We start from the raw sequence: 11,720 nt of genomic DNA, 5'->3' as shown, positions 1-11,720 counted from the left end.
TTGGTGGACAGTCGTCAAATGACGAACAAAATGGCCGAAATTGAAGCCGAAACGGCTGAATTGGAAACATTGGTCGACCATTTAGTGCAAATTTTCGACATCTTGAGACGAAATCACACTGGATCCGTCTGAAAAATGAAATGTCAACACGGCCTAGTACAGTCGGGCGTAAATGACCACAAAGATATGTAGGTCCGGCTGGTAGCCGGACAGTCGTGGGTTACCAGAGATGTCACGCTGGTAGCGTGACCTACGCATCTGCCCAATTATCTGCGCCAGACTGCTAGGTAAGGTCCCCGCGTCCCCGTGTCTCCCCATCCCCGCGTCTCCCCCTCCCCGCGTCCCCGCGTCCTTCGTGCCCTTCGCGCTTCGCGGTCTTACCTCACGGTACGCCTGCTGGCGCGTGAACCTTCGCGCCTTCGTGGTCCAAACCCTCCCCGCGTCCCCGCGTCCTTCGTGCCCTTCGCGCTTCGCGGTCTTACCTCACGGTACGCCTGCTGGCGCGTGAACCTTCGCGCCTTCGTGGTCCAAACCCTCCCCGCGTCCCCGCGTCCTTCGTGCCCTTCGCGCTTCGCGGTCTTACCTCACGGTACGCCTGCTGGCGCGTGAACCTTCGCGCCTTCGTGGTCCAAACCCTCCCCGCGTCCCTACCTCACGGTACGCCTAGCTCACGCACCGCTTGCTAGCGTGCTGGCGGCGTCCCCCCACCCCTCCTCTCACGGCAGTTCAAACGCGTAGAAAACCACATCCCCCTTTTTCGGTCCGTGGGCCGTCACCCGACCACCGGGAAACGCCTCGCGCAGATCCCTCACGATCACATCGTGCCGCAAGGGCACGATCCAGACCGCACCTGAGCGCTGGCATTCGACCGGGCTGTGGTCCGCGATTGGCCTCGATGGGACATCGATATCGATGCCCAGCCTCGATCCCATGAAATAGGCAATCTCCCTCTCCTCGACGCTGTGAATCCAGGTAAACGAGTCTGCCGGATCCTCTGAGACCAGACAGACCGTGGCATCTGCCGGCAAACTGGCCACAGTGCGCCCAACGATTGCTCTGGGCCGGCCATTGCTGCGGGCAAAGGGATAGTATAGCAGCACATTGACCACCGCCAGGTAGATCAACCCGACAGTCGCTATCAAAACCAGAAACCGATTCGTTTCATCGCCTGTAGCATCCACCAGAGACTGCCAGCTTCGATCGATGGCCAATGCTGCCAGCGCCGCTGCCGGAAGCAAGATCGATACCAGCCTGGGCCAAAAAGCAGCATTGTTGGTCAAAATACCCACCAACAGCAGGCTGAGCACCGCAAGAGCCAACAGACCGTTCGCCCAATCCCGAAGATGGGCGAGGGCATAGGCCAGACCAAGTACAAGCAGTGGGGCGCTAACCGAGTCAAAGAGTGGCCTGGGAAAACCAAACTGCGTGCTGCTGTCTCCGTAAACATTGAATATCAGCAGGCTTCGTTGTGTCTGCTCCAACAATACGGACCACCCGCTCGTTAGCCCATATTTGTTTGCCAGGTGGTCTATGACTTCGGGGTTGAACAGGAATACCTCTCCTACCCTGAACCAGATTTGTTCAGCATGGCGGGCAAACTCGAACGCCATCGGACCGAGACCAACCAGGAATCCCAGCGCAAGCACTACCAGACCACGGCGATTGGCGCGCAGGCATTGGCGGTCGACCAGAAAGAGATAAAGCAGGAATAACAGCAGCAAAAACGGCGTGGCTCTGCCGGCGAAGTAACCAAGGGTGGAAAAGGCCAACAAGACCCCCGCCAGCAGCATAGCAAACAGGCGCCCCAAGCGCAGTCCGAGCAACATAAAAGCAAACATCCAGACGGCCAGGGGAACAGGATCCATATACTCGGCGATGCGGCTGAAATGCACGTGGGCGTAGGAAATAGCAAGCAATGCCGAGGCAAGGATCGCCACCCGTGGGGTCGACACCTGCAGTAATAACACGAACAGACCCACGATGCTCAGAAGGCCGCCGATCACCGAGGGGAGCCGCAGCCCGATCAAGCCCTGATCACCGGTCAAAGCCATCATCGAAGCAGTTGGAAGAAACCCCGATAATGGGATGCCAGCCCAACCAAAACCGATGATGCCGCCGGTCGTCCCCTTCAGGATTTCCCGGGCCTGAAAGCCATGGGATGCCATGTCACCATGGATATCCTGCGGCACACTTTCGAGCTGGTAGAGGCGCAGAAAGAGGGCAACTGCCAGGATCAGCACTAACAGAAGAATGATCCGATGCTGGTCTCGCAGTTGGCTCAAGAGCAGTCCAAAATCTCCTCGCCGCCAGAGCCCTGCCCCCAAAAGTAGCGGCGCGGCAAGCCAGAGCCATGTCACGAGGGCGGTTTCCACCTGAAACAGGGCAAGAGTTATTGCCAGCAGGTACGCCAGCATCCCCGCGCCGAATAGCCACATGGAGACCCGGGTTGACGGCCAGTGTGGGCCGATTTCGCCATCCACGCCGGTCAGCTCCCGGGAACAGGTCCTTGCCGCTGCCCGCGGGGCCGCGACGGCGAACAGAATCCCCGCAGCGACCAGCAGCATGGCGCCGATCGAGATGATCGAAACATCGCCGGCCAGCCAGGCCGGAAGATCGCCAAATCGATCAAAGAGGAATTGGGCGAAAAAGGCCAATAGCCAGGCCACTGCCACGCCAGCCATCTGCCACCATCGTGCAGACCTTGCGGTCCCGGCAGCGCCCGCCGTCACTGTCTTCCCTCGCCATCAATGGCACCGGTGCGGCGGCGGTAATCCTCCCAGGACTCGATTCCCCGGGGCGCGGCTTGCTCGATCGGAACGCTCTGCACCGCGTCGCCGTAGTCGTCGAATAAAGCCCGGCCACCTGTATCGCCGGCCAGACTCATCAACTGGGGAAAGACACGCCGGTCGAAAAGCACTGGATTGCCCCGCGCTCCACCCTGATAGCGAGGCACCACAATGGACGCCAGGGTCCGACGATGGGCTTCCACCAGGAGATCGATGGTATTGGGCAAAACGTCAGGCTGATCGGCTAACAGAAAAATGGCGCCTGACAGGTTGGGCATGGAGGCGAGGGCAGTTTGCAGGCCTGCTCTTACACTGCTGCTCTGGCCTCTCTGCCATTCAGGATTCTCCGCCCTCGCCACCGGCCTTTCGCCAAGGCTTTCTTCCACGGCCCCAGCCTGATAACCCAGCACAACGACCACGCGTTGGATCAACCGGGCTGCCAGAGCCGTATCGGCCACATGGCCAACCAGGGTATTGCCCGCGCCCCATGGCAGCAGCTGTTTGACACGATTAGGACCCATGCGACCTCCCTCGCCGGCAGCCAGAACAATCGCCACAACGCTGCCATACACCTCGATCACTGGATCATCCCCTCGCGCATTGCCGATCAGCACAGCCTGATGGCCCTGGCCGGACAGCGCCATGTCGTCAACTGCGCCACTGTCGTTAACCTGCGTTGCAATGACCAGATCGGCGATCTCCCGTGCAGCGGTCAACTGATTGGCGCGCTCGCAGGGCTTGTTGACGCTTGAGGTCAGATTCAGGTAGAGGAATTTCCGCGCCTGCTCGGGGCCACCCTTTGCGCCACCACGGGGATGAGTCAATAGCGCTGCCACAGCTTCCGGTGTCAACGGTTCCCCCATCGAGAGTCCGGTCAAGGAGGCAACCAGAGCGGGCCGGTGAACCCAGTCGGCGGACAGCGGCTTGCCAATGCCTGCCATGCCTGCAACCGTCAGCATGTGATTGGTACAAGCGGACACGACCGGTTCGTGGTCCGCCGGCGCCTTGATGGGACGCCTGCGGCTGCCATCCGCCTCCACCACCACCGCCTGGACATCCGCCAAACCCAGCAGCTGGCAGATGATCTCCGGGGGCAGGCCGAGCACTTTGCCTCCTGGCGCTTCACCACTCAGGGCCAACACCTGGCGATACCCGCGCAGCGAGGTTGGCAGTTCCCTGGCCAACAGTTGTGGATCGGAGGCCAACAGTGTGAAGGCAGCGTCATCCACCTGATGGGCGCCCAGCTTGGTCGTCGTGGAAAGCAATGTCTGGTAGCCGGCCTGCGCCAACTCATTGCCCAGGCGAAACAGCAAAGTTGACTTGCCACCAGCACCGATTAGAGCGATCACCGGTTTCGCCGCCCATGCTTCGAGTCGAATGGCGCTGCTGAGATTCATGGCGGCTGCCGATCAGCGCTTAGCTGTCCATCTTCGCGGTGGCGCGGGCCAGCCACGCAAGAATCGCTTCCAGAACGCCACCGCCAACCGCCAGTGATTTGTCGGAGATACTCAGGCAATGACCTGGTTCGCCACGTGCGTCCAGATCACCGATTTTCATCCCCACCCTCACATGGACGCTCTCATGGACCAATCCTCTTAACACGCCGTCAAAGGGCGCCACGACCGGCATGCCATCAACCCGCGCAATCAGATTTCCCTCGGACACGCGATCACCGATGACAATCAGTGGATCAACGTGGCCATCGGCGGGAGCCCGCAACACGCGCGCGCCCCGATAGCCGCCAACCTCCCCGGGTATCCTGGTGTCGGGCTCTGCTTTTCCCTGCCAGATGACCCGACCCAGATTATGGCCGCGGTTGGTCTCTATCACGGCATGACAATCCACTCCTGCTTCAAAACCTGGGCCCAGAGCCACAACCAGAGGTGCATCATCCAGGCCAGTTCCCGTATTGACCTTTGCCATGATCGCGTCCACCACGACCGATGGCTGCAAGCTTTGACGGCTCTCCCCATCCGGGTCAACCAGGACCGGTATCACTCCTCTATTGATCAAGTCAAGAGCGTCCAGGGGATCGCCCACCCGCTGGGCGGTGACACCTTCGATCGTGGCCTGGCCTGCGAAGATGGCCTCGGCAAATGCCACCCGCCGGCGAACCACCTGCGGTTGCGGCAACTCGGTCATCACCACAGGAAAACCACAGCGGTGCAGCCTCCATACCACACCGCTCGCCAGGTCCCCCGCACCGCGACTCATGACCAGGGTTTTGCCGATCATTTCGAAGAACCCTCCCTCAGGCCGCGCCACACCCGCTCCGGCGTTAGTGGCAATTCGTCAAACCATATCCCCGTAGCCCGGTGAATGGCGGCAGCAATGGCAGGCGCGGTCGGTATGAATGGCATCTCGGCCATGCCCCGGGCGCCAAATGGGCCCTGGGGATCGGGGAATTCAAGGATAACCGATTCCACATCGGCCACGTCCAGAATGGTGGGAATCAGGTAGGTGCTCAACTGGTCGGTCAGAACTCGACCATCCTCCTGCAGAAACTCCTCCTGTACGGCCCAACCCACCGACTGGGAAACTGCACCCTCGATCTGCCCCTCAACCTGTTGGGGATTGATGGCGCGCCCCACATCGTTGACCGAGATGATTCGCTCAACCCTGACGTGGCCGGTGTCGGGGTCTACCTCCACCTGAGCCGCCTGTGCACAGTAGCCGTAGGTGATGTTGGGATCACTCTCTCCCGTCTCAGGATCGTAAGGGGTAGTCCTCCTCGGCAGGTATTCATAACGGGCAACGCAGGGACGATCCTCCTTGTTCTGCCAGCGCGCCAAAGCCTGTTCGGCGGCGCCCTTGATCGCGTTGCCAGCCATGAAGGTCATTCTGCTGGCCGAACTGCTGCCGCTGTTATCTGTCTCAGACGTATCAGACACGATCATCTCGACACGGCCGACAGGCACGCCCACTACCTCGGCAGCGATCTGGGCCATCACCGTGTGCGCGCCCTGGCCTAAATCAGCCCCGGCATGTCGCACCACAACCCTCTCGATCTGTTCACCGCCGTGGAGCTCCACCGTCGCAAAACAGACGTCGCGGAATCCCAGGCTAAAGCCCACGTTCTTGAAACTTGCCGCGATGCCCACGCCTTGAAGGCGGCGGCCTGGCGCCGACGAGTCCAGAGAATTTCGCAGTTGCGTCGCTGCCGAACTGCTTGCCGGTGGCCCATCGACGACTGCCTCTCTCTCCCACCCGTCATCCATGCATTGCCAGCCCGCTTCCTGGGCACAGCGCTCCAGCACCGGCAGCATCGTCACGCCAGGTGGCAGCACACTGCGCGTCGCCTGGACCGAGCCCTCCTTCCAGACATTGCGCGCCCGAAACTCCACCGGATCCATCCCTAACGCCTCCGCCAGCTTGTTCATCTGCATTTCGGCGGCAAAGTGGCCCTGAGGACCTCCGAAGCCACGGAAAGCACCACCGGGCACGTTATTGGTGTAAACGGTGCGGGAATCGACCCATTGATTGGCACATTCGTAAGGACCCAGGCAGGCCAGGGTTGCGTTGCCCAATACCTTGGTCGAGGTGTACGCGTAGGCACCGCAGTCGCTGGTCAAATCCATTCGCTGGGCGACCAGCTTGCCATCCCGGTTCGCGCCCCACCTGGCTTCGATGACCATCGGATGCCGCTTGTGATGCCCGATAATGGACTCCCTCCGGCTCCAAATGGTCTTCACCGGCCGCGCGATACCTCGTTGGTAAAGCCGCCAGGCTGCCAGTGCCAGCACAATCTGCACCGACAGATCCTCCCGGCCGCCGAAGGCGCCGCCGATGGCGGGATAACGAACCACTACCTGGTCCAGCGGCAAAGCGAGCGCATGGGCAATCTGCTGCTGATCTTCATGTGCCCATTGACCGGCCGCCTCAACCACGACCCGTCCCCGATCGTCGATGTAGCTTACACCAGCCTCGGGCTGGAGATAGGCGTGTTCCTGCGCACCGGTGCGGTAGGTGGCCTCGACAATGACATCGGCGCCGGCAAAGGCATTCTCCACATCACCGCGGCGAATATGGTACTCCAGCAACACGTTGCTATCGCGACTGGCATGGACCTGGATGCTGCCAGATTCTTTCGCCGCCATGGGGTCGCTGACGATCGGCAAATCACGCCAATCGATTTCGATCAGCGCAGCCGCCGCTACGGCCTGGGCCTCGGTCTCGGCAACGACCAGGGCAATTTGATCTCCCACGAAGCGCACCACATCGGAGTCGGGCGCACCGGCTGGCGCGCCCGGTCCGCACAACACAGGCTGGTCGGGCATGATCAAGCCATACTCATTGTTTGGCACATCGGCAGCACTGAACAAGGCCACGACGCCCGGTGCCTTTTCAGCCATGCTCGTGTCGATCGACACGATACGAGCATGGGGCCGCTCGGCAAACAGGGTCTTCAAAAAAAGTTGCTCGGGCCGGTCGATATCGCCCGGATAAAGGGCCACTCCGCTAACCTTGTCCCGGGCATCGATCCGTGGTTTTGAACTACCAACAGCTCGCATTGTTCTCCTCTTAACGATTAGCGGCAGCCAGTATTGCAGCCACCACCTTGGTATAGCCGGTACATCGACAGAGATTGCCGGCCAGCGCCTGTTGAATGTCCTGCAGCGATGGCTGCGGCCGTTCCTCCAGCAACTTGGCGCCAGACATGATCAGGCCGGGCGTGCAGTAACCACATTGAACACCCCCCTCGCTGACGAAAGCATCCTGGATCGCATGCAGGTCATCACCCCGGGCCAGGCCCTCCACAGTCACAACCTGGCAACCTTGCGCCCGTTCCGCGGCCACCAGGCAGGCCATTACCGCCTCGCCATCCAGCCAGACGGTGCAGGCACCGCATTCCCCCTCCGCGCAACCCTCTTTGACGCCGGTCAATCCTGCGTTCTCTCGCAAAACCCGAAGTAATGTCTTGCCGCGGGCGCCGGTCAGTTCCACTGGCCTTCCATTGAGAACCATCTCAAGAGCAGAGTCGTTGGCAACGACAGCCTGTTCATTGCCTGTTTCGGGGTGCATGCCGCCATCCCCTGATTGGCTCGGTTGCCCATATTTTGATTGCCTGATTCCTCCGCCGCTGCTCAAAAATACCGGGTTCCGTGGCCAACCATCCCGCTCTCTCCCTTCCCTTAGCTGGTTCAACGCCCGCTCGGTCAGCACGCCAACCATGGAACGCCGGTATTCGGCGCTGCCCCGCAGATCATCGATCGGTTGCGCAGCACCTGCAGCAAGTTCGCTGGCCCGAAAGATGGTCGTGTTGCTCAATGGTTTTCCTACCAGGCTTGCCTCAGCATCTGTGGCTCGCACGATGGTTGGTGCAACGGAACCAAGCGTAATGCGCGCCGCAGTGACCAGGTCATCCTCGAAATCGATTACAACGGCCACATTGACCACCGCGATGGCCTGGGCACTTCGAAGTCCTAACTTAATGAACGTGCCCCGACAGACGGTATCGCCTCGCCGGACACCGGACGTGCCTGGATCGGACAGGGCCCGCAGGTGAATACCTGTCAGCATCTCGTCCGCTTCCATGGCAGTTTTGCGAACACCCAGGAAAAACTGGTCGAAGGAAAGGCGGCGATCGCCGCGCTGTTGGCTGGAGAGAGTAACCGACCCATCCAGTGCCCACAAAGGTGTGATGGTATCGTTGGCCGGACTGGCCGTGATCAGATTGCCCGCCACCGTGCCCCGGTTGCGAATCTGAGGTGCTCCTACCTCCCAACATGCCCGTGCCAGGGGAAAAGCGCGGGCCACCAACAATGAAGATGCCGCGACATCGTTGTGGGTGACCTGGGGGCCGAGAAATATCTCGCCGTCCGAAGGCTTGAATTCGATGGCGTCAAGCCCGGCAACGCGGGTGATGTCGATCAGGACCGGTTGCCCCCGTACCCCACGCTCCAACTCCAGGATCAAATCGGTGCCGCCGGCAATAATGCGGGCTTTGTCACCGTGGCTGGCCAGGGTTGCCAGGGCTTCTTGCAGAGTCGTCGGTTGAAAGTAGGATTGCCACATAGCAGCTATTGCTTTTCACCTCGCACAGGGTAGTTGCATTGCCTTGTGGTTGGCACACTTCAGGCACCAATTCGAACCGTAAGGCGTACGGGCAGAATACTCCCAACGCTATGATCTGTCAAGCCATTTCATGATATGGATTGTTGTCATCAGGGCCAACCTGGAGTACAATAGTTATTGCGAATGATTCTCAACTTCTCGAATCGAAGGCTTTCTTGTGCGCTTTTTGAATGAACTGAATCCCTGCGAACGTGGTACGATCTGTAAGGTGAACGGCACCGGTGCCCTGCGCAGGCGCCTTTTGGACATGGGAGTCGTGCCTGGCGCGGAGATCGAAGTGATCCGGGTTGCCCCCCTTGGCGATCCGGTGGAGTACAAGGTAAAGGGGTACCGGCTCTCCTTGCGCCGGTCAGAAGCCGCCAATGTGCTGGTCGAAGAGTTGCCCTGCGAGCAATGTCATAAGCGGCGCAATTGCAGGAACCGCTCGGGACGGCGACGGCGCGGCAGGCGTCGCTGGCTGGCCTGGATGGCAGGATCGCAAGATGTTGTCGATCAGGTCCCCAATAATTCCGAGGATGGGCAAGAGTTCGTAGGCATGGGGGTCGACGAGGCAGATGGGCATGAAGCGTAAAGACCAGCCCATCGTCGCCCTGGCGGGCAATCCCAACGCGGGCAAGAGTACAGTCTTCAACGCTTTGACTGGCGCGCGCCAGCACGTGGGAAACTGGCCTGGCAAGACGGTCGATATCAAAACTGGCACCGCGCGCTGGAATGGTACCCAGGTAACGCTGGTCGATCTTCCCGGTACCTACAGCCTCAGTGCCCATTCACTGGAAGAGGTCATCGCCCGTGACTTTATCCTGGAGGAGCGGCCCGATGTCTCCGTAATCGTCGCGGATGCAACCAACCTGGAACGAAACCTCTACCTGGCGGTGCAGATCCTCGAATTGGGCGTTCCGGCTGCATTGGCCCTCAACATGATGGACCTGGCTGAAGCAGAGGGTACCCACATCGATGTGCCTCTGTTGCGCGAGTTGTTGGGAATCCCCGTTGTGCCCACCGTCGGTACCCGTCGCAAAGGTCTCGAGGATCTGCTTCGCCAGGCGATAACCGAAGCCACGGCTCATCCCGACGTCGTGAACTACGGCTACGAATTGGAAGAGGAAATCGCCAAACTCGAACCGCGGGTGATGGCATTGCTTCATCCTGACGCCCCGCGTTATACGACAGTGAAACTGCTGGAGGGTGATAAACTGGTTGCTCAGGCTCTGGGTGATTCTCCTGAAGCCGAACAACTTCGCCAGGATGCCAGGGCGGCTGCCAATCACGTGCAAACTGTCTACGGCGATGATGTGGAACTATTGGTAGCGGATAAACGCTATGGCTTTGTGCATGGCCTGGCCTATCAGGTTGTCAAGCGCAGTCGGGGGCAACAACACACGGTCACCGATCGAATCGACGATGTAGTTGCCCATCGAATCTTTGGTCTGCCCATCTTCTTCATGCTAATGGCCATGGTCTTTGGACTTACCGCCCAGGCCTCGGCGCCATTCGTCGATTGGATTGACAGCGCGGTCAACGGCACGCTTGCCAACTGGGTTCATGTCCTGCTGACAAACCTGAACGCGCCCGCCTGGGTTATATCAATGTCGATCGACGGTATCATTGCCGGCGTCGGCGGCGTGATGGTCTTTCTTCCGGTACTGCTCTTTCTTTACTTCTGCCTGGCAATCCTGGAGGACAGCGGCTATATGGCCCGGGCAGCATTTGTCATGGACCGCCTGATGCACATGCTTGGACTTCATGGCAAGTCATTCATCCCGTTGATCGTCGGATTTGGCTGCAACGTCCCGGGGATCCTTGCCACCAGAACACTGGATAACCGACGCGATCGGATTATGACCGGCCTGCTCGTCCCTCTGATGTCCTGTGCAGCGCGGTTACCGATATATGTCATCTTTGCCGCTGCCTTTTTTCCAGGCCGCGCCGGCACCGTGATTTTCATCCTCTACCTGCTGGGCATTGGGCTGGCCGTGATCTCCGGGCTGATCTTTCGCCGTACCCTGTTCGCCGATACTGCCGACTCCCTGTTCGTGTTGGAGCTGCCACCCTATCGCCTTCCCACAGCTCGCGGACTGGTCACACACATGTGGCGTCACAGCGAAGAATTTGTAATCAAGGCTGGAACGGTGATTCTCATCGCGTCCATCATCGTCTGGGCATTGCTCAATCTGCCCATTGGGGTGCAAAACACGGAAGACAGCCTGTTCGGCCGCATGGCAGGAGCCGTGGCACCCGTTTTCGAGCCCCTGGGATTCGGCAACTGGCAGGCAACCGGTTCGCTGGCAACGGGCCTGGTTGCCAAAGAGGTGGTAATCAGCAGCATGAGCGTCATCTACCTGGGTGGTCAGGCAGCTGCTGAGCCGGAACCGGTGGACGTGGTGACTGATATTCGCGACATTGTTGTCGGCTTCGTCCAGGCCATAGGTGATTCCATTCGCATCATCGTGAGCATGATTCCTGGAATCAACCTGGTGAGCGACGCGGCCGCCCAGAGCAGTACGGGCTTGAGCCTTGCCCTCCGGCAGCATTTCACTCCACTGTCTGCTGCTGCGTTTTTGGTCTTCGTGCTGCTCTACGCACCTTGCATTGCGACCATCAGCGCCCAGAAACAGGAATTTGGCTGGCGCTGGGCCATATTCAGTCTGGTCTACCTGACACTGCTGGCATGGGTTGCCGGGTTCCTGGTGTATCAAGTGGGTGGATGGGTGGTGGGATAAGGAGAGAATTGTGAAAAGGTCTGATTGCGTGATTTGAGATGCTGAAACAAATACTGGACGCTTTTGAAAACTCCCCGGGACCAATGCGCCTGGACCTGCTGGCCCTTCAACTGAACATCGATAGCAACGTGCTTGAAGG

General features: G+C 59.8%; 7 protein-coding genes. 2 read left to right on the top strand and 5 right to left on the bottom strand.

All coding sequences use genetic code 11. The features are described 5' to 3' along the window. Window positions 1–716 precede the first annotated feature (716 nt). Genes U9R25_12885 through U9R25_12865 form a run of 5 tightly spaced genes read right to left on the bottom strand, consistent with a single transcriptional unit; the run spans window position 717 to window position 8,801 of the window. Window positions 717–2,681: a glycosyltransferase family 39 protein gene (locus tag U9R25_12885; GenBank protein MEA3336801.1), complete on the bottom strand. Its 1,965-nt coding sequence runs from the start codon at window positions 2,679–2,681 to the stop codon at window positions 717–719. 44 nt (window positions 2,682–2,725) lie between these two features. Continuing rightward, window positions 2,726–4,183 (bottom strand): selenium cofactor biosynthesis protein YqeC, encoded by a 1,458-nt coding sequence (gene yqeC, locus U9R25_12880; protein MEA3336800.1) that lies wholly within the window; start codon window positions 4,181–4,183, stop codon window positions 2,726–2,728. Between the two features lie 19 nt (window positions 4,184–4,202). After that, a complete protein-coding gene (yqeB, locus tag U9R25_12875) occupies window positions 4,203–5,021 on the bottom strand; it encodes a selenium-dependent molybdenum cofactor biosynthesis protein YqeB (GenBank protein ID MEA3336799.1) in 819 nt (272 codons plus the stop codon). Next, window positions 5,018–7,297 (bottom strand): xanthine dehydrogenase family protein molybdopterin-binding subunit, encoded by a 2,280-nt coding sequence (locus U9R25_12870; protein ID MEA3336798.1) that lies wholly within the window; start codon window positions 7,295–7,297, stop codon window positions 5,018–5,020. The genes yqeB and U9R25_12870 overlap by 4 nt, the downstream gene beginning before the upstream one ends. 10 nt (window positions 7,298–7,307) lie before the next feature. Further along, window positions 7,308–8,801 carry an FAD binding domain-containing protein gene (locus U9R25_12865; protein ID MEA3336797.1) on the bottom strand — a complete coding sequence of 498 codons (1,494 nt, stop codon included), beginning with the start codon at window positions 8,799–8,801 and terminating at the stop codon, window positions 7,308–7,310. A 217-nt stretch (window positions 8,802–9,018) separates the two neighbouring features. Between U9R25_12865 and U9R25_12860 the strand changes: the two genes are divergently transcribed. Together U9R25_12860 and feoB are read left to right on the top strand one after the other, a co-directional pair. Beyond that, the gene (locus U9R25_12860) at window positions 9,019–9,432 is read left to right on the top strand and encodes a ferrous iron transport protein A (GenBank protein ID MEA3336796.1); all 414 of its coding nucleotides are present in this window, start codon (window positions 9,019–9,021) and stop codon (window positions 9,430–9,432) included. Continuing rightward, entirely contained in the window at window positions 9,422–11,581 is a 2,160-nt protein-coding gene (feoB, locus tag U9R25_12855; GenBank protein ID MEA3336795.1) for a ferrous iron transport protein B, read from the top strand. Before U9R25_12860 ends, feoB begins: the two co-directional genes overlap by 11 nt. Window positions 11,582–11,720 lie beyond the last annotated feature (139 nt).

It is taken from the genome of Chloroflexota bacterium, from assembly GCA_034717495.1.
Lineage (GTDB): Bacteria > Chloroflexota > Anaerolineae > JAAEKA01 > JAAEKA01 > JAYELL01.
The sequence above is the reverse complement of the archived record's forward strand: the minus strand, read 5'-3'. Positions and strand labels throughout refer to the sequence as shown.